We start from the raw sequence: 25,609 nt of genomic DNA on the forward strand, positions 1-25,609 counted from the left end.
CCAAGATGACTTACTCAGCGAAAAAGCGGGGTGGCGCACTCATGATCGCTGCAGCGGTCGCCACCGCGCCCACCATCGTCAGCTTTGCTGCCCAGAGCGCAGATAGCCGCGCGACTGTTCCGTACGGCAAACTTCCCGAGGCGGCCTATGCGGTCGTCGCGGAGGTCCGCGCCAAGCCAGGCATGGAGGAAAAGCTGCGCGAGGCGACGCTCCCTCTCGTAGCGCAGGTTCGAAACGAACCCAACAACCTCGTCTATTTCCTTCACGAGGACCGCGCCAAGCCGGGGCATTTCATTTTCTACGAGATCTTCGCCACAGAGGCGGATTTCCAGGCACACAACGCGACCCCGCACGTGCAAGCCTGGTTTGCGCGTCTGCCGGAACTCGCAGAAAGTGGCGTGGCGGTCACTCATATGCAGCTAAGGGGCAATGCTCCCTGAGCTGAGGTTAGACCACGATAAGATTACCGGTCAGGCAGGAGCGCGAAATAAGCTCTCCTGCTTGCGAAGCTGATCAACCCAATCGGCCTTGACGTTGGACATTCGCGCTGTTGCAAAGCGCCCAAGCTGACATTCAACAGATGCAGGACAGCAGACGTCTTCGATTGGCTGAGTCTCGCACATCCAGCCTGTGCTGCTTCGACCGCTCTCCTTTACAAACGCAGCTGGCTCGGGAACGACGTACCAGCTGCGACTTGTTGAAATCGGGGGCGATATGCCAACGTCCTCGAGAAATGGAAATGAACCGGCGTGATTGGTCGCTCGCCACGAAGCAGATATTCCTTAAGTTCTTTCTCTGCTCTCGCAGATGTCTAGAGTTTAGACATCCAGCTCAAACTTTCAATGAGTCGAGCACCGCTTGCCCGGCGGCAATGCCGGTTTGAAGAGCGCCATGCGCGGTGGAGAAATCCTGCATCGAGCATGCCTCGCCGGCGAAAAACAGCCTCCCATCAACATCCCCGGCAAGTACCGCCCGCGCCGCGGCATGGCCCGGCAGAGCGTGGCTGTAGGAGCCTCGTGCGAATGGCTGGCGGCTCCAGCGCGATTGGGCGATCGGCTCCAACCGGCTCCTGATCCCCGAGCCGAAAAGCCCCGCCAGTTCGTCGCGTGCGAAAGCGGCAAATGCGTCGCCTTCGGCTTCAAATTCTCGTGCGGCCTCGCCGCCGACGAAGCCTTCGATCAGCGGCCGACCGAATGGCCTCAGATGGTAGCTCGCCGTTCGTTTGACGGAGGGATTGCCCAGGACCTGCGTGTCAGGCTCGAAGCCATCGCAATCGGATAGTTTGAAGATGATCTTGTCCGCCAAGCCCAGCGGGAGCGCGCCGGCGGCATCGATGTGGTCGGAAGCCCGCGGCGGCAGACGGATCGCGCCGGAGGCGAGTACATCGGTTGGGACCGTGACGATGACGCGCGCCGCCTCGATCTCGCCTCTGGCGCTGCTCAACCGCAATGCGCGCCCCGATCCATGGATACCCGTGATCGCCGTGTCCAGCGCAACCGGCACGTCCTTCGCTGCGGCGGCGACGAGGCTGCCATAGCCCTCGGCCACGCGCCAGTTAACGCCGGTGTCGGCATCGACATAGGCGAGATAATCGCGGATCGAAAGCTGCTCCAGTTCCGTGCCGTTGACATAGGTGCTCAGTGCCTCGAGGTAGGGCGTCCAGCGGTCGCACGCGTCGAGAAGGTCCGAGGCGCGGTCGATATCGGAAGGCGCCTCGCGCAGGCGCTTCTCGAAGCGGGCGAAAGCGGCTCGCGCGGCAAGCTGGTCGGCAGCGGAAAAACCGAGATCGCGGAACTGGATGCCCCATGGCGGCGTGGTCCGATCGAGATGGAAACCAAGCTGCGGCGCCAGCCCGGCCCAGCCATTGCGATCCGCCGAATGGAGCCAGCCGCAGCCGAGGTCGAAATGCAGGCCGTCATGGAAGGCGGTGTGCGCCCGCCCGCCGATCCGGCCGGTCGCCTCGATCAGAAGCACGTCCAGTCCGGATGCGGAAAGATGCCGGCCCGCCGCGACGCCGGCCGCGCCGGCGCCCACAATCGCGACATCGAGCGGCGTCACGCGCTGCCCTCCCGCGGCGCGGCGCCGAGTTCCAGCCAATCGAGCTCCTCCTCGAGACGGTGGAATGCATCATCGCCGATGGTGCCCTGCTTTCTGAGGTCGAATGCGGTCCTTCGCGCGGCCGCGAGGGCCTTCCGCCTCAGCGCGTTATGGTCGGTGTCGAGCTGCACGGCGCGTCCGGTCTGCTCCAGCATGTCGCGATACTCCTGCCGGATCGCTGTCACGACCGGAGCCCGCCCGCCTTCGAGCGATCCGATCGCGGCTTCCAGCGCGGCCTTGCGCGCCAGCGCGAACTCCCGGTCGACAGGGTGGTCATCGCTGATCGCCAGATAGCGCAGCAACGGGGCCAGCGTTAGCCCCTGGATCAGCAGCGTTCCGACCACAACCGTGAAGGCACAAAGCAGGATCAGATCGCGATGGGGAAAAGCCGCGGGCAGAGCGAACGCCGCGGCGAGCGTAACGATACCGCGCATGCCGCACCAGGCGATCACAACGCTGCCCTTGACGTTCTGGACAGACGCGGCCTTCTCGTCTGCGTCGGAGTGCCTGCCTGAGAACAGGACGGCAAGGCCCCGATAGGTCGCGACCCAGGTCAACCGCACGATAATGACCGTCGCGAGGACCGCAATCGCGATCCAGACGTAACCGGAGCGCTGTGCGGCGTCGAGCCCCTCGAGGATCGGGCGCAACTGCAAGCCCACCAGAACGAAAGCCAGAACCTGGAGAACGAAGACGGTCGTCTCCCAGACCGCGTAGGCCGGGATCCGCAGGTGCGGGCTCGTGATTGCCGGAACCGTTCTCGCGAGCGCGATGCCGTAGACGACGACCGTGATGATCCCGGACAGATGCAGCCGCTCTGCCAGGATCCAGACACCGAAGGTCGTGATGAACTGGACGATTATGGCGCTTGCCGGCTCACGAAAAAGCGTGAGCAGCCGTACGGCGGCCAACCCAAGGAGCGTGCCGAGCACGATGCTGCCGGCAGTCACGAGCGCGAAGGCGGGCAATGCGCTTGCCGCGCTGAAACTGCCGGCTGTGACCGCGCCCACAGCGAGGCGATAGATCAGCAGCGCGGTCGCATCGTTCAACAGGCTCTCGCCTTCGAGGATCACGACGATGCGGTGTGGTGGGCGCAGCTTTCGCAGAACCGCCGTGGCGGCAACGGCATCGGGCGGCGCGACGATTGCTCCGAGCGCGATCGCGGCAGCCCACTGTATCTCGGGCACGAGCCATCGCGTCACGATGGCGACGGCTGCGGTCGTGACGCCGACGGCGACGAATACTAAGCTCGACACCGGCAGCCAGTTCCGGCGCAGATCGCGCGGCGAACTGTCGAAGGCCGCGTCAAGCAGGATCGGAGCTACGAAAAGGGCGAGCACCAGCTCCGGATCCAGCGCGATGTGCGGCGCATTGGGAATGAAGGCGAGAGCCGTTCCTCCGACAGCGAGCACGACCGGATACGGAACGCCGGCCCGCCGCGACGCCGCGGCGAGGATGACAGCCCCGAACATGATGGCAAGAATTGACTCGAACAGGGCCATGCTCGGCGATCTTATCGTTGATTGCCATGGAGTCGATCGCTGGCGATCCGCCGTCGCACCCCATCCTGGCGTCAGTCAGGCGATGTCCGCCAATCGGGAGCCAAGCACCACCGCAGCGAACCGCTCGGTGAAAGCGCTTCTTGGCTGTCGGTTATCGCCCAACCCAGCTTTCGACGCCAGCGCCCGCGTGCTGACGGTCATCGGGCGGCTCGGATGATCAGCTGGGCGATTCTGTCCGGGAACGACAACATTGCGACATGGCTGGAAGGCACCTCGATAGCTGTCGCTCGTGATCGTTCGACCTGGTCCTTCTGGAGCTGCGGCGGAATGATGGCGTCATTCGTTGCAACTGCCATAAACGTCGGCTTGTCACGCCAAGCCGCGCGGACGATGGGGGTGGAGAGAGTTCCTGCATGCAGCCTGCCTTGCACGGCAGTCACCAGCTTCTGCTCCTCCGCTGTGAGGTCGGGTGCGAAATAGCGCGCGATTCCCGCGTCGCTTATCTTGAGAAACCCGTCGCTATCCCGGATGTATTCGGTCCGACTTTCCTGTTGCGGATAGCGAGAGGTGATGTGGCTCTGGGCCTCCCCGCTATCTGGAGCGTAAGCCGCCACATAGACCAGCGCTCCAACCTTGGGGTCGTTCCCGGCTTCGGTGATGACGATCCCGCCATAGGAGTGACCGACCAGAACAACCGGAGCTTCGGCATCACGGATGGCGCGTCGCGTCGTCGCGACGTCGTTTTCGAGTGACTGTAGCGCGTTCTGGACGGCAATGACTTTCAGGCCGGCTTTTTCGAGTATAGGAATGACCTTGTGCCACGACGATCCGTCGGCGAATGCACCATGGACGAGCACGACGGACTTGGCCGCCACCTGCGCCGTCGCGGAGGTCGAGCTGGTCATCAGCGCGATTGCTCCGGCCGCCAGAAAAAAGATCCGCTGAAAACTGCTCATTTGCGCCTCTTACCACCGATGTCGCATGGCCAGTCGTCCGGAACAGTAGCACTCGATTGCGATCGCAGCTGTAAAACAGCGTAAAATCGGCGGCGGGACAGAGGCTGGCCGAACCTTGGTTAGGGGTCGGTCCGGCCGTCATGCGCGTGGGAGTCTGCCCATACGGAGCGCCGTGAGATTGTGAGCGCCGCTACAGTTCGGCTATCTCGGCGTTGAAATGGCCGAGCAGCGATCTCGGGACGATCCTCTGAATTTCCCGCCAACGTTCGTCCCGGCTTGCCGACGACCTCAAGCAAGAACGAATGTGCCATCCCAACTGGCCGGTCTGCTTGGCCACGATCAGGGATCGATCGAGAAGCGCCACGCCCGATGCCTGTTCGCCGAGACGCAAGGCGAGTTCGCCCTTCAGCCGGAGGATCTCGGGCGCGACCCACAGGCGGCCATCCTCGCCGAGATAAGAAAGCTGCTCGTCGAGCAGCGCGTCGGCCGCGTCTAATCGGCCAGCAGATATGAGCGCTTCAACCAAAGCGAGAGCGAACGCCGCGTGATGCTGCATGAAGCGTGCTCTGCGAAGCTCGTCGACCGCGTGCTGAATGAGAGGCAAGCCGTGTTCGGACTCGCCCTGCAGCACGTGCAAATGCCCCCGATAGCCCCGCGCGTAGATATGCCAGACCTCAAGGTCGTGGCGCGTTGTCTCGGCAAGCAGTTCCTCGATCAGGCGACCCGCCTGCTCGAAGTCACCGTTGAGCAGCGCGATTGGGCAGGCCGATTGGGCTAGCGTGTAGCAGAGCGACAGGTGGTGATCGAGGGTTCGGGCCTCGGCGAGGCTTGCGGCCGCCAGGTCTGCGGCTGCGCCCGCATAGCCTTGCAGCCACAGGACGCGCGATAGCGTCATCAGGGCGGCGATCCGGGGAGCCACCTGATAACGCGCTATGTGGGAGCGATGGCCAGGCGAGGGATAGCGCGCGAGCATCTGCTCGATGTGACGGCGCGCACCCGGCTGGTCGCCGAGGAAATGCTGCGAGGTTCCGATGAGCCTGTCGGCGATCGCGAGATCGTCCGGATCGGAAGATAGCTCGGCGGCGCTCTTGAACTGCACTGCACTTTCGAGCGCCGCCGCGAATGCGGCACTTTTCATATTGCCTGCCCAAAGACCCCACAGAGACCGCAACCGATACTCGTTGTCGCCCAGACGTTCCGCAAGGCCATGAGCGGCCTTCCAGACGTCGCCTGTCTGTCGAGCCGTGCCGGCATTGTACATCAATGCCCAGCCGCGCGCAGTCTGCAGCTTCAGCAAGACACCGTCGCTCGTATCGGCTTGCTCGCCATGGCGCGCGAGCGCTTCCTCAACACGCTCACGACATTCGGCGACCATTGAAAGACGTAGCCAAAGAGGGATTGCGGCGACTGTCAGCGAGACCCCGCATGTCGGATCGCCAATCGGCGAAAAAGCCCAGTTCAGAGCCGCTCGCAGATCGGACAGTAGGCTCTGCTCGTCAACGGTGCGCCCTAAGCTGGATGGTCGCTCGATCTCACCCAACAAGTACAGGCACCAGCCTGCGTGCCGCATCGCGACTTCGTTCGCGCAGGGCGCGGCTGCGAGCTTTTCCCTCGCGTGAGCGCGCGTAGTCTCGAGCAGGATGAAGCAGGGCTCAGTCGCGCCCCCCGCCGTGTTGACGAGAGATTGCGAGACAAGATCGGCGATCCCCTCCGTCACGTCGCCCGCACTCAAATCGCCCCAGCCGGCCACTTTCGCAGCGGATCCCAGCGAGAACGCGTTCGAGAACACGGCCAGCCGCGGCAATAGCATCTGGTCCCGCGCGCTGAGCAGGTTGAAACTCCAATCGAGCGTCGCATGAAGCGTCTGCTGCCGCGGCGGCGCCTTGCGCTCTCCTCGGCTTAGCACCGCGAAGAGATTGTCCAGCACGGCAGCAAGCCCCCGGGCACCGAACGCCTCGAAGCGTCCGGCGGCGAGTTCCAGCGCCAAGGGTATACCGTCGAGGCGTCGGCAGATGTCAGCCACGAAACGGCCATCCTCATCCCGAAGCGCCATGCTGCCGAACCGGGCGGAGACACGTTCGGCGAACAGAGCGGCAGCGGGATAGGCCAGAGCTTCATCCAGGCCGAGCGCCTCCGAGACGGGCGGAGCAGCCAGCGGCTGAAGCCGGTACACCCATTCGCCGGCGACCCGCAGCGGCTCTCGGCTCGTCGCGAGAACGAAGACATTGGGTGCCTGGCGCAGAATGGCGTCGACGATGTCGGCCACGATGTCGATCACGTGCTCGCAATTGTCGATGAGAAGGAGACACGACGCATCACGCAGATAGAGCACGATGCTGGATAGGGCATCGTCGCCGGCCACGACTGCGCCGATTGCCGATGCAAAAGCGTTCGGAACGGTGTGTCGGTTAGAGAGCGAAGCGAGATCGACGAACACGATCTTCTGCCGGTCAGCTGCGTCCGGAACCATGCGCACGTGTTGGATGAGCGCGAGAGCCAGTGTCGTCTTGCCGACGCCGCCCGTGCCGACGACAGTCACCAGTCGCCGCTGCCGGATCTGTTTCGCAAGCGTCTGGATCGATCGATCCCGTCCGATGATTTTATTCCGCAAAGGCGGAAGGCGACGCGAGACGGGCTCCTGCCCATCGCCAGCGATGCCCGTGCCTCTTGGCGAGACGGCCGGGCTGCGCCGTACGGTCTCGACGAAGCTGTATCCGCGATTGGGCACGGTTACGATGTATCGCCGGCCATCGCGCCCATCGCCGAGAACGCGACGCAGCTCGTTGATCTGGACGCGGACATTCGCTTCGGCCACGAAAGTGCCGGGCCAGGCGCGCTCCAGAAGCTCATCCTTGCTGAGGATCTGCTCCGAAGCATCGACAAGCACGCAGAGGAGGTCCAAGGCGCGGCTGCGAATACCGACCGCCTTGCCGTTCTCGAGCAGAATCCGCCGCGACGGCATGAGCTCGAACGTGCCGAACGCCAGAATCTCTTCTGAACTGCCGACCCTCGTCATCGCGTCTAGCGCTGGGATGCGGATTGCCGCAAGTCGCAGTACCCCACAGCCCGCCGCGCTTCAGCGAGAGATCTGACTTCGCGATCGCTGCTCGACCTCGTCACGTCACGCCTCGCTTACCACCCGCATCTGCAGGCCTGACAAGCCTAGCTCGCGCCCGCTTCCGCCGTCCATGCCAGTGATATGACGCATGGGCGTTTGCCGGCGCCGGTGCCTTGCCGCCGTGCCGAGGCAGTCACCTCGGCAGCTTTGAATTTACATCATTTTACCGGTGCTGCCGCCCCATCGATGCTTAGATCTGGCCGCACGTAAATCGAGAAATTGGGGACCATGCCTCGCACGCTCGATACACTCACTTTGTCTGATGCCAAGCAGATGCTCGAGGCCGGCGAAGCCAAGGCTGCGAGCCTCGGGGTTCCTTACAATATCGCAGTGGTCGACGTCGGCGGCGCCCTCGTCGCCTTCACCCGGCAGGACGGCGCTTTAGCAGGAAGTATCGATCTTGCGATCGGCAAGGCAAAGACCGCGCGCATGTTCGACAAGGCGACGGATTATCTTGCTGCTCTTGCTCAACCCGGCGCGCCGCTGTTCGGGATCGAGCACAGCAATGGCGGTAAGGTCGTAATCTTCGGCGGCGGCCTTCCGGTGACGGTCAATGACCAGATTGTCGGCGCGGTCGGCGCCAGCGCGGGCTCGGTTGAACAGGACATCGCGGTAGCGAAAGCGGTGGCCGCGGCCATCAACCAGGCCCGGGATTCCTAGCCGGCCGATGTTGACTGCAACGAATGTTATCGTCGGCTGAGGGAACGCGCCATGATGTTCGAGCTCACTGTAAACGGGACCAAGCATCACGTCGACGTCGTCCCGGAGATGCCCTTGCTCTGGGTGCTTCGCGACGAGCTTGGCATCACTAGCCCCAAATATGGCTGCGGCATCGCGCAATGTGGCGCCTGCACGGTGCAGATCAATGGCGCGCCCGTCCGTTCCTGCCAGGCGCGCACGGCCGACGTCGTGGGCAAGACGATCACCACCATCGAAGCGGTCGGCAACGGCAGGCTGCATCCGGTGCAGGAGGCCTGGATCGAGCATCAGGTTCCGCAATGCGGCTATTGCCAGACCGGCCAGATCATCCAGGCCATTTCGCTCCTTAAAGCGATCCCGAAGCCGACCGACGAGGACATCGACCAAATCATGTCGGGCAATCTCTGCCGATGCGGCACCTATGAACGCATCCGTGTGGCGATCCATTCTGCCGCTGCGAAGATGGGAGGGAAATGACATGGGAGAAATGCCAGATCTTTCCCGCCGCAGCTTCGTTTTCGGCTCGGTTGCGGTCGCTGGAGGCGTGGCTTTCGGGCAGTACGGCGCGGCGCAGCAACCCGCTGCTTCCGCCGCCGCGAACCCGCTGACGGCAGGCCTCGGTCCGAACGCGGTGACCTTCAATCCATGGGTCGAGATCAGTCCTGATAAGATCACCCTGATCGCCCAGCATGCCGACAAGGGCCAGGGCGTCGGCTCCATCCAGCCGCTCATGATCGCCGAGGAACTGGATCTCGAGCCCGGTCAGTTCGAAATCCGCTTCGCCGGACCGAGCCCCGCCTATTTCAACACTGGCTTCGCGCATGAACTCGCGCCTTTCATGGCGCCGGATCAGAGCCCCGAAGCGGAGAAGGCCCGGGCGGCCGCGCTCGAATGGCTGAGGCAGGCCGGCCTGCAGATGACTGGGGGCTCCAGCGCGATTCCGGACACTTACGACAAACTGCGCATGGCCGGCGCGATCGCGCGGGAAACACTCAAGGCGGCGGCTGCCCGGCGCGGCGGCCTGCCGGCCGCCGATCTGCGCACCGAGGCGGGAAACGTGATTCTGCCGGACGGGACAAAAATTCCTTATGTCGCGCTCTCCGCCGATGCGGCGAAGATTACGCCGGTTTCGGTCGCCAAACTTCGCGACCCGTCGCAATGGCGGATTCTCGGCAAGCCGATGGAGCGGCTCGACATACGATCCAAAGTCACCGGCGAGATGAAGTTCGGTATCGACCGGACGATGGACGATATGGTCTACGCGGCCGTTAAGCTGAACCCCAACAAGGGTCAGCCGATCAAGTCCTACGACGCCAGCAAGGCTCAGGCGATGCCGGGGGTTCGGAAGATCCTCAAGATATCAAATGGCATCGCGGTCATCGCGACGAACAGTTGGTACGCGATGAAGGCGGCCGAGCGGGTCGATTGCGTGTGGGAACCGAGCGCTTATCCAGCCGAGCAGGCCGACCACTGGCACACGGTGGGCTCGTCCTTCACCCCCCAATTTCTCGCTAAGGAATGGCGCAACGACGGCAATGTCGAGGCCGCACTGAAAGACGGGACACTGCTCGAGGCAGAGTATCGCGCGCCTTATGTCGGACATCAGCCGCTGGAGCCGCTCAACGGGATCGGCGTCGTGACCGACCGGGGTATGGAAATCTGGGTTGGGCATCAGACGCCGCAATCGGTGCAGTATATCGCAGCCAACGCGATCGGCCTGAAGCCGGAACAGGTGACTTTCCATAACGAATGGATGGGCGGGAGCTTCGGGCATCGCCTCGAATTCGAGAATGTCAGGGTGCTGGCCGAGATCGCGAACCAGCTGCGTGGAACCCCGGTGAAGCTCGTCTTCTCCCGGGAGGAGGACTTTCTCCAGGACATTCCCCGACAGATCGCCATGGGGAGATACCGTGGCAGCGTCAAGGACGGGAAGATCATTGCAGCCGATCTGCAGGTGGCAGCGACAGCACCGTTCAAGGAACTTCAAGCGCGAATGGGCGCGCCCACGAAGGATCCCGACGGCCAGCTCGCGGTCGGCATCTGGAATGTCTATTACGACATTCCCAACTACCGCGCCAAAAGCTTCGAAGTACAAGGGCTGGGGCCATCCACGACCTGGCGCTCCGTCGGTGCCTCGGCCAACGGGTTCTTCACCGAGAGCTTTATCGACGAGCTGATCCACGCGGCAGGCCGTGATCCGCTACAAGCGCGCATCGAGATGTGCAGGATTCCGGTCTACCGGAAAGTCCTGGAAACCGTCGGCGAGATGGCGAACTGGAAGGGGCCGCTAGGAAACGGCAAAGGCCGCGGCGTGGCGTTCGTCGAATCCTTCGGAACCGCCGTCGCCGAGATCGTCGACGTCACCATGACCGATGCCGGCATCAAGATCGATAAGGTCTGGGTGGCTACCGATGTCGGCAGGGTCATCGATCCCGTCAATTTCGAGAACCTCGTCCAGGGCGGCGTCGTATGGGGCCTCGGCCATGCCATGAACTGCGAACTCACCTACACCAAGGGTGCCGTCAAGCAGACGAACTACAACCACCACGAGGCCATGCGCATGTACCAGTGCCCGGCGATCGAGGTGCGCGCGCTGGAGAACGACTACACGGTCAGGGGGATTGGGGAGCCGCCCGTACCGCCCGCGGCGCCGGCTCTCGCCAATGCCATCTTTGCCGCGACGGGCAAGCGCATACGAGAGATGCCCTTCAACAAGTTCATCGATTTCGTGTGAGGGCGCCATGAGGACCACGATTCTGATCGCGCTCACTCTCGCCAGTTCATCGATTGTCGCTCTGACGGGCATTGTCTTGGCCAAGGGCGAGTCGAAGGACGCGCTACCGGCAGGCAGCATCAGCCGGGCCGAGGGGCTGCAGGCCTGGAAGCGGATTGAGGCGGTTGTCACGCATCCGCGCTGCGCCAATTGCCACGTCGATGCGAAGGCCATTCCGATCTGGACACCGGCCGGCGAAGGCAAACCCCGGGTCCACGGTATGAACATTCACGGAGGTAAAAGCCGCATAGGAGCAGAGACCATTCCGTGCTCGACGTGTCACATCACATCAACATTGCCCAACCTCCCGGCGCCGGCACCTCCGCAGGCCGGCATCGATTGGCAGCTCGCACCTGTCGAATTCATCTGGTTCGGCAAGAGCGGCACCGAGATTTGTGCCCAGCTCAAGGATCCCAGGCGCAATGGCGGCCGCGACGCCGCCGGCCTCCTTGAGCATCTGCGTCACGATGCTTCGCTGAGCGGCTTCATCCCAAGAGCTTGGGAGCCCGGAACTGGCCGTACGACCCCCCCTGGGACCTTCGAGGATCACGTCAAGGACATGGCTCAATGGGGAGCTGCGGGGCAACCCTGTCCCGGCTGAGAGCCTGGGCACTGGTCGGCGTAAACCGGGCGACCACACGCAACGCGAGATGAGCAATTTGCGGGCGCGCCGCACCGGACCCCAATCCAGAGGTATCCGCATTTACGAACGCATCAGCATCCGAGGAGACTGTTTTGACCCAACATGTGCTGTTCATCGTCACAAACGCGGCCGTGATCGGCCCGAAAAGCCGCAAGACCGGCTTCTTTTTCGCCGAGGTCGCGCATCCCTTCGACGTGCTCGACAAAGCGGGCGTCGCGATCGAATTCGCGTCGCCTGCCGGCGGTTGGACGCCCTACGACGCCTACGACGAGAACGACCCCGCTCAGAAGGCGTTCTTCGAGAGCAAAGCCTTTCGGCGGCTGAACCATAGTCGCAAGCTGTCCGAGGTGGACGCAGCAGACTACGACGCGATCCTCGTGCCAGGCGGCCTTGGGCCAATGGTCGACATCCAGCGCAACGCCGACGTCCAGAGAGCCGTTGTGCGTGCGTGGACCACGGGCAAGCTCGTGACCGCCGTCTGTCACGGCCCCTGCGCACTGCTCGGCGTTGATCTGGGTGACGGCAAACCCTTCGTCCGCGGCAAGAAGCTCACGTCGTTCTCAAAGAAGGAAGAGTACGATTACGCCCGAGAGGATGTGCCCTACGAACTGGAGGACGCCTTGACGGGCGAGGGGGCCGAATACTCTTCGACAGCCAATTGGCAGCCGAAAGTCGTCGTCGATGGCCGCCTCATCACCGGCCAGAACCCCGCCTCGGCCGGGCCGCTGGCGGAGGAACTGGTCGCCGCACTGCAGCGGGCCGCCATGGCAGAGCGCGGCGACGAGGCGCGAAAGGCCGCGGGCTAGGTCTCAGGCCCAGAGGCCAAGTCATCGCTGCACCGCCCTGTGGCAAAAGCTGGACCCTTCGTATGACGCACCCGGTGTCGAAGATCACCGCCATCCTGACCGCTCAGTCAGGTAAGGCCGCCGAGTTGAACCGGCTGCTTGTCGAGATGGCGCCGCACTGCAGATCTGAGCCTGGCAATCTCCGCTGGGACATCTGGCGCGACTCCTCGCATGAGGGGCGTTTCGTGCTCGACGAACTCTATCGCGACGCGGCAGCTGTGGAGGCGCACCGGAACACGCCGCATTACCAGGCCTATCTCGCGAAAGTTCCGGAACTCGCCGACCGAACTGCCCTGGTGCTCGAAGCGGTAGACGTCAGATAGCCGGCCGGGGCGCCGGAGGCTGCGTTGCCGCCTACGAGCGAGCAGTGCAATCAGTCGAGCGGGGACATTCAACCAGGGGTTCTAACGATAAAGCCGCTCCGGACCCGCGGTCTGGGGTTTGCGCGGGCGGCCGGGCGGACTGCTCAGCATGGGATCGACACCCAGCCATGACACATGGAGGCATGGATGCTGGACAAGGCCTATCGCGGTCAATGCGCTGCCGTGAAGGTGCATTGCATGGATGAAGCACAGCGGGCCAAGCGCGGCCTCACGCTGTTTGCCCTCGCGCTCGGCAGTTTCTGCATCGGGACGTCCGAGTTCGCGAGCATGGGAATTCTTCAGCTGTTCTCGGCCAGCCTCGGCATCGATATTCCCACCGCGACGCATGCCATCGCGGCTTATGCTTTCGGCGTGGTGATCGGCGCGCCTTTGATGACGCTGGCGGCGGCACGGCTGAACCGGCGGACGCTTCTGCTCTGCCTGATCGCTCTGTTCATCATCGGCAATGTCCTATCCGGGCTCTCCACAAATCTCGGCATGTTCGCCTTGGCGCGCTTCGTCAGCGGCATGCCGCAAGGGGCATATTTCGGTGCCGGCGCCGTGGTCGCGTCCTATATCGTCGGCCCCGCGCATGGCGGAAAGGCCTTCGCGCTGGTCATGACCGGGCTGACGGTCGCGACGATCATTGGATCGCCGCTGGCGACATACCTGGGGCAGACCGTGGGCTGGCGAAACACTTACTTCGGCGTAGCCGGGGCGGCATTGCTGGCCTTCCTTGCCCTGTGGGCCTGGGTGCCGCGCACCGAGGCGCTTCGTGGCGGGCCGGTGTTGCAGGAGCTCGCCTCCCTGCGCAAGCCGGCTGTCTGGGCCATGATGCTCGTCGCGGCGCTTGGCGTTGCCAGCATCTTCGCCGTTTACACTTTCGTCGGCCCCTTCGTCACCGATACGGCGGCTCTCGACCAGTCCTGGATTCCGGTTGCGCTCGCGCTGTTCGGGGGCGGCATGACTGCCGGCAATCTGATCGGTGGAAGGCTGGCAGACCGCCATTCCACCCGAGGATTGGTCATTGGCTTTGGCAGCGCGCTGTTCGTACTGGCTGTGCTGGCCGTCGGCGGCGAAAATGTCTGGATCTTGATGCCGGCCTTATCCGGCGTCGGCATGACGATGATGGTCGCCATCCCGACCATCCAGGTGCGCCTGACTGGCCTCGCGCCGGAGGCGCCCACACTCATGGGCGCCATGAACCTTGCGGCACTCAACGTCGCCAACGCCATCGGCGCTTGGGCGGGGAGTGCGACAATTGCGGCGGGCTATGGCCTGCTCTCCGCCGTATGGGCGGGCTTCGGCCTGACGCTGCTCGGCTTGATGCTCTTCGCGCTCACCTTGCCAAGGGCACCTCGGCTTGCGCCCGCATGATTGCGCTGGGGCCCTTCATCTGGTCGGATGATGTCGCGCGAGAACTTAGTCCCAGGCGGAGGTCCCCCTATGGCAATAGGCGATGCTCGGCGGGAGCAGGTTTTTCCAATACTTTCCGGCCTTCAGATCGCGACGGCTCGCCGCTTTGCGAGCGGGGCGCCGCACGGCTTCGGCCCTGGCGACGTTGTTTATGAGATCGGCGACCGCAACGCGCCCTCGTGGCTGATCTTGGATGGCTCGGCTGATGCGATCCGGCGCAGCGCGGCCGGTCAGTCATCGCTCGTCACGACCTACGGTCCCGGCCAGTTCACCGGCGAGACCAATCAGCTCACGGGGCGTCCAGCCCTCATGTCGGTCGTGGCAGGCAACGCTGGCGCGATTGCGATCCCATTTGATGCACCGCATCTGCGGGCACTTGTCATCGGATCGGCGGATGTCGGCGAGACGATCATGCGCGCCTTCATCCTGCGGCGCGTCATGCTGATTGAGGCTGGGCAGACCGGCGGCGCGGGATCGATCTTGGTTGGGCGCCGGGATGACCCGGGCATCGTCGGGCTGTCGGGCTTCCTAACCCGCAACGGCTACCCCCACACTGTCATTGCCGCCTGCGAGGCGGAAGGGCGAGAACTTGTCGAACGGCTCGGCGTCGACCGCGACGATTTACCGTTGATGATCTGCCCGAACGGCACGGTGCTCAGACGCCCGAGCAATGCCGATGCCGGGGCCTGTCTCGGCATCACCCCGGACCTCGACGCGGACAAGATCTATGACGTGGTGGTCATCGGGGCCGGGCCCTCCGGCCTCGCCACTGCGGTCTATGGCGCGTCCGAGGGCCTGTCCGTACTGGTCCTGGACAGCCGTGCCTTCGGCGGCCAGGCCGGCGCATCCGCCCGGATCGAAAACTATCTCGGCTTTCCTACCGGCATATCCGGACAGGCGCTCGCAGGGCGGGCCTTCAATCAGGCAGCGAAATTCGGCGCCGAGCTTGCCATTCCTCTCACCGTCGAAATGCTCCGTTGTCACGGCAAGGGTTCGAAGGCACCGTTTAGCCTTGAGCTCAGCAATGGTGGCACTGCGCGTTCGCGCACAGTCGTCATCGCGTCGGGCGCGCGCTACCGGCAGCCCGCCATCCCCAATGTCGAAGAGCTGGAGGGGGCCGGTGTGTCCTACTGGGCTTCGCCAGTCGAGGCGCGGCTATGTGGGGGCGAAGACGTCGTTCTGGTGGGTGGTGGAAACTCGGCCGGCCAAGCCGTTGCCTATCTCGCGCCGCAGGTCCGACAGTTGCACCTGGTGGCGCGCCGCCCGCTGGAGCAGACGATGTCCCGCTATCTGATCGATCGGATCGCAGCGCTGCCCAATGTCGAACTGCATCTCGGCAGCGAGATTGCCGCATTGCACGGCGACCGCACGACAGGCCTGACCGGCGCCACGTTTCGGGACAGCCGAACCGGTGTGGTCCGGGAATGCAGCTCGCGCCATCTTTTCCTGTTCATCGGCGCCGATCCCAACACACGCTGGCTAGACGAGTGCGTGGCGCTCGACGGAACTGGCTTCGTCCTCACCGGGGAGCGGGCCGGCGATGGCGAGCAGCTGCCGCTCGAAACGAGTTGCCCAGGCATTTTTGCCGTGGGAGACGTGCGCGCCGGCTCGACCAAGCGGGTCGCCGCCGCCGTCGGGGAAGGCGCCGCCGTCATCGCCCAGATTCACTCATTCCTGACACGAACCGACACGCCTCAAACGCAGTGCGGCACACATAATTGAACATGGCTCCGCATCGCATCAGGGCTCGCTGCGTTGAGGCGCATCCCCAGTCCGACGGAGACTTGAAAGCTTCCGAAGGGCTAGTCTGAAGCGCGCCAATCTTCCACTGCTTCATAGCCGCGCGAACTCGTCGCCAGGAGTTGGACGTTCCCCGGGCGCTGGGTGCACGTCATCCACCGCCCCACGCGCCGGCGCCAGAACGACACGCCCTCGCTTAACATCCTCGACACCGCGCGGGTATGCATTCGGAGACCAAGCTCCGGGCTTTTGCTAAGAGTCTTTTGCGTCGATCGACTTTCCAACTTTGCCGGGGGCCACATGTTTGAAGAATATTGCCTTTGATGAGTTGGACTCCGGAGGCCTTCTGGATCCTTCTAGCAGCGGGCTCTGTGGTTGCTAGTGAGCTGTCGGATCGATGGCCGCTCGGCATCCGCGGCGGATTGCTTCATCGCCGTCCAATCACCTATCCTGCTGCCGAAGAGGGGAGGCAGATGAGCGAGTATGATTGGCGCGGATATATCGACGTAACGGATATCCCGCTGGCGCGCCTCGTGGTCGAAGCGTTCCGGCTCTCGTTGCCCGTTGGCCGAGGCTATGAAGCCCCGTTCATGCGAGCGCTTTCGGAGGAAGAAGCATTACGGTCAGTCCAACATCACACTAATTGTGTCAGCGTGGACTATATTCACGGCCGTGCGGTAAAGCTGCTGGTTAGATTTGACCACAATACGGGACGATCGTACCTACCAGTGGAGTGGCCGTATCATAACTCTGAACAGCTGAGCCGACTGCTTGAACGTGCGGGGGTGCATAACGTTCAACCAGATCTACTTTCTGCCTCCAAACACGCTCTGGAGAAGGTAAAAGATGAAGAGGATAGCGCACGCAAGCGCGATCTGATCGTTCTTGCTGAATTGGCCGAACGTATGGGTCGGAGCCGTTTTGATAGCGTTCTTGTAGATGCGACTTCGGCTTGGGGTATCGCTGCGATGCCTCATTTACTCTCAGCGGTGCGTCAGGGTTGGGCGCGTACAGCCGATTACAAGCTGTTCTCGCTAACGGATGCCGGTCGAACTGTTTGCGCCCAGGCTATCAAGAAAGCGGGCGGCGCCGCCGGTTGATCGATCGCTAGCTAGGCGGCTGCGGCGGTGGACTCTGCACAACTCGCAAGTACGAGTGACCCCCGCGGTGATGTCTGAGCCCGGGCTCACGGGCCGTGTTGCATCGACTGCTTGCCGGTGGCCCGCAGCTTCAACGTTCGGAAGATGAACGCGAGCACGCGGCTTGAGCCTTTCGCCTATTGGCCGGAGCCCGCGACCGGTGTGGTTCCCGGCTCCATCCTTGTATCGCCAATGGCGATCGGATCGGCGCACACGATTACGCCAGCCCGAAGGACCTGACTCGAGACGCGTGTTTTGTACTCTTCCCATGTCCCGATCGGCGCTTGGCAGGCTCCGCAGCACACTGTCGCCGAAGCGTACAACCAGCTGGGCAGCGAGACGGCAGGCGAGCCGCAGAACTGACATTCAAAATCGAGGTGCACGCTCATCCCGACCTCCGTCGCTCTATACGCGCGATCATAGGATGGGTTCCCACTCGGACTACAGAGCGCAGGGACGCGCCGCAAATGCTGGCACTAAAGCGGTGCCGATCTAGTTTGCCATGCACGCGAAGCCATCGCTTCTGGAGACTTCGCACGACGTCAGCTTTTGCAATCCTACTCAGTTTCGACTTCGGGCGGATTTCAGATGAACCCAAGTTCGATCCCCGCGTTGCGAACTGGAACGAAGAAAAACTCCAGTTTGGGAGCGTGGCATGCGGTTCTCCGTCAATGGGGCGTGGATCGAGGTCGACGTCGATGTTCGAACATCGCTCCTTGATCTTCTGCGCGATCACCTCGGGTTGACTGGCTCGAAGAAGGGCTGCAACCAGGGTGCCTGCGGAGCCTGCACCGTGCTCGTCGATGGCGAGCGGATCAATTCCTGCCTCGCCTTGGCCGTGCAGTACCAGGACCGAGCGATCACGACCGTCGAGGGCCTGGGGACGATCGACGCGCTTGCTCCGCTGCAGCTGGCTTTCATCGAGCATGACGGATTCCAGTGTGGCTACTGCACGCCCGGTCAAATTTGCTCTGCTGTGGCAATGGCAAGCGAGCTGAAGCGTGGCCTGCCGAGCCATGTCACTCCAGATCTCAATGTCGATGCGATCGAGCTCAATCGAGACGAATTGCGCGAGCGCATGAGCGGCAATCTTTGCCGCTGCGGCGCCCATAACGGCATCATCGATGCGATCGAGACGGTTTACGCGGAGCCGCTGCGATGAACCCATTCAGCTACGAGCGTGCCGTGGACGCGTCAGACGCGGTCCGCCGCGGCGCGATGCCGGCGACAAAATATCTGGGTGGCGGGACCAATCTTGTCGACTTGATGCGCGAAACGATCGAGCGGCCGCTGAAGCTGGTCGACGTCACTGGGCTCTCTGAGGAGGTCGCAGAGGACGCTGATGGCGGGCTCGTCATTGGCGCGGCCGTGCGCAATACCGCATTGGCCGAGCATCGCCTGGTGCGCACGCGCTACCCCATGCTGGCGCGCGCAATCCTGTCGGCAGCGAGCGCGCAGATCCGAAACATGGCAACTGTGGGCGGAAATCTGCTTCAGCGGACGCGCTGCGCCTATTTCTACGATAATGACGGCTCGCGCTGTAACAAGCGCGAGCCCGGCGCAGGCTGCGATGCCATCGACGGCTTCAGCCGCAATCATGCTATCCTCGGCGCTTCGCCGGCCTGCATCGCCACCCATCCATCCGACATGGCCGTTGCTCTGGTGGCGCTTGAAGCAGAGGTGCATCTCCTCGGCGCCAACGGTGAGCGCAGGATTCCGCTGACCGAATTCTATCGGCCGCCGGGCGACCGGCCCGATCTCGAAACGGTGCTGAACCCCGGAGAGTTGATCACCGCGATCACACTGCCCGCCGCGCCGTTCGCCGCAGAGTCCGACTACCGGAAAGTGCGTGACCGAGCGAGCTACGCTTTCGCCCTTGTCTCGATCGCGGCGGCGCTCGCGGTTGAGGACGGCCGGGTCTCAGATGTTCGGATCGCGTTCGGCGGCGTCGCCCACAAGCCCTGGCGAGCCTGGAAGGCCGAGGAGGCGCTGCGCGGTGCACGTGCCGATGCACACGCGTTTTCAGCCGCGGCGATAGCGGAACTCGCAGAGTCAGAGCCGCTGAAGGGTAACGGCTTCAAGATCGAGCTTTTGCGCCGGACGATGGTCGCGACACTGGTCCAGCTGACAGGAGACGTCGCATGAGCATCCTCGATGAGGCCAAGCAACTCGCCCAGGGTGTGGCGCAGGCCGCGATGGCGAAGGCCGTCGCTCTGGCGCCCGACAGCTGGATACCGGGAGGTGAGCCCGATCCGTTGATCGAACGTCGGCACGGGCATGTCGGCAAGCCGGTATCGAGGCTAGATGGCCCGCTCAAGGTCACCGGCGGCGCGCCCTTCGCGGCCGAATTCGCAATGGGCGGCTTGGTGTACGCCGCCGTCGCCTACAGCACTATCGCGAAGGGCCGGATCGCTACGTTCGATGCCTCCGCAGCCGAGGGCGCGCCAGGCGTCGTGCTGATCATGACGTATCGTAACGCCCCGAGACTGAAGCCGACGCCGCTCTTCATGTCGGCGGCGAAGGCCGCGGGCGGTGATGATCTGCCGGTGATGCAGGACGAGCGTATCCACTGGAATGGACAGCCGGTAGCCGTCGTCCTCGCCGAGACCCAGGAAGAGGCGGATCATGCCGTGTCGCTGATCAACATCAGTTATGAAGCAGCGGCTGCAAACACCGACTTCGCAGCGGCGGAGGCGCGAGGCACGCGGACTGCGGCGTTCATGGGTCAGCCGTTGCACGACGCCAAGGGCGACGCCGAGGCAGCCCTCGCAGCAGCGCCGGTCAAGGTTGACTTGGTCTATACCACGCCGCGACATAACCATAATCCAATCGAGCTTCACGCCGTCACGCTGGCCTGGCAGGGCGAGACGCTGCGCGTGCACGACACCCAGCAGATGGTCGCCCATGCCGCTTGGACGCTGGCCCAGGTTTTCGAGCTCTCCGAAGAGCAAGTTGTCGTGACCTCGCCATTCGTGGGCGGCGGCTTCGGCAGCAAGACCCTCTGGCAGCACCATATCCTTGCCGCCGCGGCAGCGAAGCTGGCCGACCGACCGGTGCGGCTCGTCCTCTCGCGCGAGGGCGTCTACCGCGTCGTCGGCGGGCGTTCGCCAACGCGGCAGCGCGTCGCACTCGGCTCTGGCCCCGACGGCAGACTGACCGCGCTCATCCATAGCGGGGTGACGGCGAAGACACCGCACAACGGCATGCCTGAGCCCTTCATCCTGCCGACGCGAAGCGCCTATGCCTCGGAAACGATTCTGCTCGACGTGCAGCAGGTCGAGCTCGACATGCTCGGCAACACCTTCATGCGCGCACCGGGCGAGGCGGTCGGCACTTTCGCGCTGGAAAGCGCGTTGGATGAGCTCGCCCACGAACTTGGTATCGATCCGATCGAGCTGCGCATCCGCAACGAGCCGAAGGAAGACCCGGTCTCGGGTCTGCCCTTCTCGGCGCGTCATATCGTCGAAGCTTGGCGGGCAGGCGCTGAGCGCTTCGGCTGGAGCCGACGCAATTCCCAGCCCGGTGCGGTGCTGGACGGGGAATGGCTCGTTGGCATGGGCTGCGCCACCGGCACCTATCCGTATTATCGCATGCCCGGCGGCGCCGCACGGCTGACGCTAATGCGTGAGGGCCAAGCGATCGTGGACATAGCTGCCCATGAGATGGGCATGGGCACGGCCACAGTACAGACGCAGGTGACAGCCGAACGACTCGGCCTACCTATGGAGAACATCCGCTTCAACTACGGCGATTCGACGCTGCCCGGTATCGTCATGGCCGGCGGCTCGCAGCAAACTGCAGCGATCGGCGCCTCGGTGATCGCGGCCTACAACAAGCTGGTCGCCGAGCTGCTGACGCTCGCCGGCAACGACTCACCGCTGGCCGGTCTCAAGGCGGAAGAGATCGGCACCCGCGATGCTGGCCTGTGCAAGCGCGACGAGCCGGAACGTTATGAAAGCTATGCCTCGATCCTAAGCCGCGCTCAGCGCGAAACGCTGACTGTCGAGGCAGCGCCGCCGCAGCCGCTCGAAATCATGCACTGGTCGATGCACAGCCATGCCGCAATGTTCTGTGAGGTCAGGGTCAATATCGTCACGGGAGAGCCGCGCGTCTCGCGATTTCTCGGCTCCTTCGATTGCGGCCGCATCCTGAACCCCAAGACCGCCGCCAGCCAGTTCCGCGGCGGCATCATCATGGGGCTGGGGCTCGCGCTAATGGAAGAGACCCAATTCGATGAGCGCTGCGGTCGCGTCATGAATCCGAGCCTGGCCGAGTACCACGTCCCGGTGCATCTCGACGTGCCGGAGATCGACGTGATCTGGACCGACATTCCCGATCCGCGTGCCCCAATGGGCGCGCGCGGCGTCGGCGAGATCGGCATCACCGGCACCGGTGCTGCTGTCGCTAACGCGATCTTCAACGCAACTGGCAAACGTGTGCGCGACTTGCCTATTACCCTCGATAAGTTGATCTGAAGCCAGATGGAGCTGTCGGCACAAAGGGTACGAGAGGGGTGGGGAGCCGTCCCAGTTAGGACACTACTGGACCGCATATTTCAATGCGCCGATGGAGCGAGCTAGCCGGTCTGGTGTGCAGCCGCCATTGCTCGCCAAGAGAACGCGTCAGCGCGATTTCAGAGCATCGAGACCGACCGAGATGGCGCTTCGTAACGTCGCATCCAGCAAGACCGGTGGCGGAAAGGGCCCGAATTCGCAGTGGCATTCAACGCCGTCGCCGCTCTGCAGCGCGGCCGCGATGAATACCCGTCCCCGAGGATTGCCCTGGTCATCGGCAAAAGCGCCAGTTACGCCAGTAACAGCCAGAGCAAGAGCGGCTCCCGTGTGGGTGAGCACACCCTTCGCCATAGCGCGGGCCACTGGCGCTGAGACGGCCGAATGCGCTTCGATCAGCTTGGCGGGAACCGCCAGAATCCTCGTCTTCGCAGTAGAGGTATAGGTTACGAAGCCGCCGACCAGGACTTGCCCCGCGCCTTCCGCACGCGCCAAGCTGCTGGCGAGCGCTCCAGCGGTGCAGGACTCGGCGAGGGCGATCGTCTCCTTCGTACGGTGGAGCTGTTCGATCAGCAATTCCGAGAGCTCGGATAGTTCCGGCAGTGTGGCGCCTGGAAGCGTTTCAACAGCGCGGGTGCGCCATGAAATGGTTACATCCATTGCTCATTCCTTTCCAATGCGTGTTTCGCCCGATTTTTTCAGCGACGACCAAAGCATCCTGTGGGCGCCCGGTTCTTCATCGCCGAGAGCAAAAAGGACGAACAGCTCATCGTGCGAGGATCACGCGTGGAGCAGCTCTTCAGGCTCCATTTGAACCGCCGTCGTAGCGCGAGCGCGGTTCGACAAGCTCATCGCGCCTGACAAGAACAAGACAGGTGACGCGCTGATCCAGCTGTCTCCTCGTTGAACCCAAATAGTGGGCCGGACATTCCCCAGATAGCGATCATACCGCAGGCACGATGATAGGGCCGGGCATTCCGGTAGCGTCTGACGGCCCGCTGAAGAACGATGACTGGCACAGATGCGAAATCGGATCGGATCTACCGCACGTCGCACACTGACTAACGAAATGCGGCTCCGGGAAACCCGGAGCCGCAAGAGCGTTAGGCAGCCTTGGACTGCGCCTGCTTGTTGACCGTGCTTGCGCCGAGATTGGACAGCGTCTGATCGGTCTTGAGCTCTTCGGTCAGGGTCTGATCGAGAAGTTTCGCGGCGTTGGCGTAGCCGAGCTGCTTTGCCCAGGCCTTGAGCGTGCCGTAGCGCGAAATCTCGTAGTGCTCGACGGCCTGCGCGGCGGCAAGAAGACCGGCATCGAGAGCGGGGCTTCCCTCGAACTCCTCGATGATCGATTTGCCTTCCTCGATGATGCCGAGGATGGCATCGCAGGTCTTGCCCCGCGGCGCCTTGCCGATTTCCTCGAACACCTCGCCGAGGCGTTCGACATGGGTTTCGGTCTCCTCGCGATGTTTCTCGAACGCCTGCTTGAGCTCGGGGGATTTCGCCGCCTTGGCCATCTTGGGCAGCGTCTTCAGGATCTGTTTCTCGGCGTAGTAGATGTCCTTGAGCGTGTCGAGAATGAGGCGAGCGCCTGCAAGTTCGGCCTCGAAGGGATTATTGCCAAGCGCCGCGATGCGCCCTATCGCTCGGGCCGCGGCGGCGACTGGCTCAAGATCAAATGCGTCCAGTCCGACACCTTCCTGGTCATCGGGTATGAGCCGTCCACAGCTGCAATAGGGGGCATCGGCAGGTTGCTGCTCGCCGCCCATGGCAACTATGGCCTGGCTTACGTCGGCAGCGTAGGCACTGGCTTCACGCATCGGAGTGCAGCCGAACTGTGGAAGCAGCTAGAGCGGATCACGGCTGCAGCGCCGCCGGCGCGCGGCGTCTCCGAGAAGGGCGTGATCTGGGTGAAGCCGAAGCTTGCGGCCGAAATCGCCTACCGCGGCTGGACGCATGACAAGAAGCTTCGCCATGCCTCCTTTAAGGGCCTCAGGGAAAACGCAGACTAGGCGGCGATCTACCGGCAGGACTGATGTCCGCTTGCGACCCATACCTGACGCTGTGGACGTCCGCTCCCGGGTGGACGAATGCACGAGAAGGGATGAACGCGAGCAGGCCGCGACCGCTAGGCTACATCGCTCCATCGCTCTGGATAATTTCAGCGATTAAATGGTTCTTGTCCGACCCATTTTTGAAATAATCGAGCAGACAGTTTCGCGCCTGCTTGTCCATTTCGCGCGAACCTACTGCAGAGGCCCAAGCCAGCCAGTCGGAACGTCCCTCGCGTAGATAAGTCTCGCGTATTTCTGGAAGCCCATAGCGATGGTCGGAAATCTCTAAAGCCTTGGCGCGGGTGAGGTCTGTGGCGTTCGGATGACGGTCGAGAGCGACGATGATGTCGGCCGCCAGACCAGTATTCATCAGATGGTCGTCCCCGAAAGGTTGCTGCGACCAACGGCGGGCGCTTGGCTCTCGACCGATTGAAGATGCTGAGACTTTCCCCTCAAGGCTTGGGCGGTGTCAGGCCATTGAGCTCGATCGTGCCGAAGGAGGGCATCGAATTGAGCTGCTTCTCCAGCGCCGCCGGATCGAGCGTCACCGGCTTGTCCAGCCAGTAGGTCACCATCTCCGGGAAGGCGATCATCAGCGCCACGAGCACAAGCTGCAGCACGATCCACGGGATCGAGCCGAGATAGATGTCGCGGCTCCTCACCGTCGGCGGCGCGATGCCGCGCAGATAGAACAGCGCGAAGCCGAAGGGCGGATGCATGAACGAGGTCTGGATATTGGCGCAGATCAGCAGGCCGAACCAGATCAGGTTGATGTCGAGCTTGGTCGCCGCCGGGGTCAGCAGCGGGATGATGATGAACGCGATCTCGAAGAAGTCGAGGAAGAAGGCAATGAAGAAGACGAACACCATGGTGAAGGCCAGGAAGCCGACCTGACCGCCGGGCAGCCCGGTCAGCATGTGTTCGATCCAGAGTCCGCCGCCGACGCCCTGGAAGACGAGGCTGAAGACGCGCGCACCGATCAGGATCATCGTCACCATGGCGGTGATGCGCATGGTCGAGGACATCGCCTGATAGGTCAGCTTCCAGCTCAGCGTGCGATAGAGCGCTGCCAGCGCCAGCGCACCGACCGCGCCCATCGCGCCCGCTTCCGTCGGCGTCGCCAGGCCCATGAAGATCGTGCCGAGAACAAGGAAGATCAGCGCCGCCGAAGGCACGATGCCGCGGACGCACTTGATCGCCAGCGCCCAGCCCTTGAGCGTGCGCGCCTCGGGCGGCAGCGCCGGCACATGATGCGGCCTGACGATGCTGAGAATCACCACCCAGATGCAGAACAGCGCGACCTGGACGATGCTGGGGCCGATCGCGCCGGCATACATGTCGCCGACGGACTTGCCCATCACGTCGGCGAGAACGACGAGGACGAGAGAGGGCGGGATCAGCTGGGTGATGGTGCCGGACGCGGCGATGACGCCGGTCGCATGCTGCATGTTGTAGCCGTAGCGCATCATCACCGGCAGCGAGATCACGCCCATGGCGATCACCGAGGCGGCGACCGTGCCGGTGATGGCGCCGAGGATCGCGCCGACGAAGATGACGGCATAGGACAGGCCGCCGCGGACGCTGCCGAAGAGCTGGCCGATCGAATCGAGCAGATCCTCGGCAAGGCCGCAGCGCTCCAGCACCGCCCCCATGAAGGTGAAGAACGGGATCGAGAGCAGAAGGTCGTTCGAGATGATCGAATAGAGCTGGAAGGTGAGGTTGCCCATGTATTGGGGTGCGATCACCCCCATCTCGAT

21 protein-coding genes and 1 pseudogene are annotated in these 25,609 nt (G+C 63.3%); 14 read left to right on the forward strand and 8 right to left on the reverse strand.

Going from position 1 to position 25,609, the window contains the following annotated elements:
• Window positions 1–5: 5 nt before the first annotated feature.
• Window positions 6–440 carry a putative quinol monooxygenase gene (locus tag V7S63_RS23185; RefSeq protein WP_336531964.1) on the forward strand — a complete coding sequence of 145 codons (435 nt, stop codon included), beginning with the start codon at window positions 6–8 and terminating at the stop codon, window positions 438–440.
• A gap of 391 nt (window positions 441–831) precedes the next feature.
• On the opposite strand, the gene V7S63_RS23190 is transcribed toward V7S63_RS23185, so the two are convergent.
• From V7S63_RS23190 to V7S63_RS23205, 4 genes are all read right to left on the reverse strand, one after another.
• Complete coding sequence (locus tag V7S63_RS23190; RefSeq protein WP_336531965.1) at window positions 832–2,058, reverse strand: flavin monoamine oxidase family protein; 1,227 nt, start codon at window positions 2,056–2,058, stop codon at window positions 832–834.
• Window positions 2,055–3,599 (reverse strand): cation:proton antiporter, encoded by a 1,545-nt coding sequence (locus V7S63_RS23195; protein ID WP_336531966.1) that lies wholly within the window; start codon window positions 3,597–3,599, stop codon window positions 2,055–2,057. The genes V7S63_RS23190 and V7S63_RS23195 overlap by 4 nt, the downstream gene beginning before the upstream one ends.
• 197 nt (window positions 3,600–3,796) lie before the next feature.
• Complete coding sequence (locus tag V7S63_RS23200) at window positions 3,797–4,555, reverse strand: alpha/beta fold hydrolase (RefSeq protein WP_336531967.1); 759 nt, start codon at window positions 4,553–4,555, stop codon at window positions 3,797–3,799.
• Window positions 4,556–4,745: 190 nt separating this feature from the next.
• Window positions 4,746–7,571: a winged helix-turn-helix domain-containing protein gene (locus tag V7S63_RS23205; RefSeq protein ID WP_336531968.1), complete on the reverse strand. Its 2,826-nt coding sequence runs from the start codon at window positions 7,569–7,571 to the stop codon at window positions 4,746–4,748.
• 330 nt (window positions 7,572–7,901) lie between these two features.
• Here V7S63_RS23205 and V7S63_RS23210 point away from each other — a divergent pair, with 330 nt between their 5' ends.
• The 12 genes from V7S63_RS23210 (at window position 7,902) to V7S63_RS23265 (ending at window position 21,765) form a co-directional block, all read left to right on the forward strand.
• Entirely contained in the window at window positions 7,902–8,333 is a 432-nt protein-coding gene (locus tag V7S63_RS23210) for a GlcG/HbpS family heme-binding protein (protein WP_336531969.1), read from the forward strand.
• A 54-nt stretch (window positions 8,334–8,387) separates the two neighbouring features.
• Window positions 8,388–8,849: a (2Fe-2S)-binding protein gene (locus tag V7S63_RS23215; protein WP_336531987.1), complete on the forward strand. Its 462-nt coding sequence runs from the start codon at window positions 8,388–8,390 to the stop codon at window positions 8,847–8,849.
• A 1-nt stretch (window position 8,850) separates the two neighbouring features.
• Window positions 8,851–11,106, forward strand: coding sequence for a xanthine dehydrogenase family protein molybdopterin-binding subunit (locus V7S63_RS23220; RefSeq protein ID WP_336531970.1), 2,256 nt, complete (start codon window positions 8,851–8,853; stop codon window positions 11,104–11,106).
• A 7-nt stretch (window positions 11,107–11,113) separates the two neighbouring features.
• Window positions 11,114–11,746, forward strand: coding sequence for a hypothetical protein (locus tag V7S63_RS23225; protein ID WP_336531971.1), 633 nt, complete (start codon window positions 11,114–11,116; stop codon window positions 11,744–11,746).
• A gap of 134 nt (window positions 11,747–11,880) precedes the next feature.
• Complete coding sequence (locus tag V7S63_RS23230; protein ID WP_336531972.1) at window positions 11,881–12,594, forward strand: type 1 glutamine amidotransferase domain-containing protein; 714 nt, start codon at window positions 11,881–11,883, stop codon at window positions 12,592–12,594.
• A 62-nt stretch (window positions 12,595–12,656) separates the two neighbouring features.
• The gene (locus V7S63_RS23235) at window positions 12,657–12,956 is read left to right on the forward strand and encodes a putative quinol monooxygenase (protein WP_336531973.1); all 300 of its coding nucleotides are present in this window, start codon (window positions 12,657–12,659) and stop codon (window positions 12,954–12,956) included.
• 186 nt (window positions 12,957–13,142) lie between these two features.
• Entirely contained in the window at window positions 13,143–14,372 is a 1,230-nt protein-coding gene (locus V7S63_RS23240; RefSeq protein ID WP_336531974.1) for an MFS transporter, read from the forward strand.
• Window positions 14,373–14,441: 69 nt separating this feature from the next.
• Entirely contained in the window at window positions 14,442–16,133 is a 1,692-nt protein-coding gene (locus V7S63_RS23245; protein WP_336531975.1) for an FAD-dependent oxidoreductase, read from the forward strand.
• Window positions 16,134–16,624: 491 nt separating this feature from the next.
• Entirely contained in the window at window positions 16,625–17,251 is a 627-nt protein-coding gene (locus tag V7S63_RS23250; protein WP_336531976.1) for a hypothetical protein, read from the forward strand.
• 694 nt (window positions 17,252–17,945) lie between these two features.
• Entirely contained in the window at window positions 17,946–18,452 is a 507-nt protein-coding gene (locus V7S63_RS23255) for a 2Fe-2S iron-sulfur cluster-binding protein (protein WP_336531977.1), read from the forward strand.
• Window positions 18,449–19,435: an FAD binding domain-containing protein gene (locus V7S63_RS23260; RefSeq protein WP_336531978.1), complete on the forward strand. Its 987-nt coding sequence runs from the start codon at window positions 18,449–18,451 to the stop codon at window positions 19,433–19,435. Before V7S63_RS23255 ends, V7S63_RS23260 begins: the two co-directional genes overlap by 4 nt.
• 50 nt (window positions 19,436–19,485) lie before the next feature.
• Window positions 19,486–21,765: a xanthine dehydrogenase family protein molybdopterin-binding subunit gene (locus V7S63_RS23265; protein WP_336531979.1), complete on the forward strand. Its 2,280-nt coding sequence runs from the start codon at window positions 19,486–19,488 to the stop codon at window positions 21,763–21,765.
• 147 nt (window positions 21,766–21,912) lie between these two features.
• Here the strand turns inward: V7S63_RS23265 and V7S63_RS23270 are convergent, their stop codons facing one another.
• Entirely contained in the window at window positions 21,913–22,461 is a 549-nt protein-coding gene (locus V7S63_RS23270; protein ID WP_336531980.1) for a CinA family protein, read from the reverse strand.
• A gap of 443 nt (window positions 22,462–22,904) precedes the next feature.
• Complete coding sequence (locus V7S63_RS23275) at window positions 22,905–23,432, reverse strand: YciE/YciF ferroxidase family protein (protein ID WP_336531988.1); 528 nt, start codon at window positions 23,430–23,432, stop codon at window positions 22,905–22,907.
• Here V7S63_RS23275 and V7S63_RS23280 point away from each other — a divergent pair.
• Window positions 23,382–23,810: pseudogene (locus V7S63_RS23280) on the forward strand (ATP dependent DNA ligase); the annotation flags it as partial. The gene V7S63_RS23275 and the pseudogene V7S63_RS23280 overlap by 51 nt on opposite strands.
• Window positions 23,811–23,931: 121 nt before the next feature.
• Here V7S63_RS23280 and V7S63_RS23285 read toward each other — a convergent pair.
• Window positions 23,932–24,222 carry a hypothetical protein gene (locus V7S63_RS23285; RefSeq protein ID WP_336531981.1) on the reverse strand — a complete coding sequence of 97 codons (291 nt, stop codon included), beginning with the start codon at window positions 24,220–24,222 and terminating at the stop codon, window positions 23,932–23,934.
• An 82-nt stretch (window positions 24,223–24,304) separates the two neighbouring features.
• A partial coding sequence (locus V7S63_RS23290) for a TRAP transporter large permease (protein ID WP_336531982.1) occupies window positions 24,305–25,609 on the reverse strand: 1,305 nt, incomplete at its 5' end.

Origin of the sequence: Allobosea sp. CCNWLY174, from assembly GCF_037120455.1 — a bacterium.
In the GTDB taxonomy this organism is placed as follows: domain Bacteria; phylum Pseudomonadota; class Alphaproteobacteria; order Rhizobiales; family Beijerinckiaceae; genus Allobosea; species Allobosea lupini.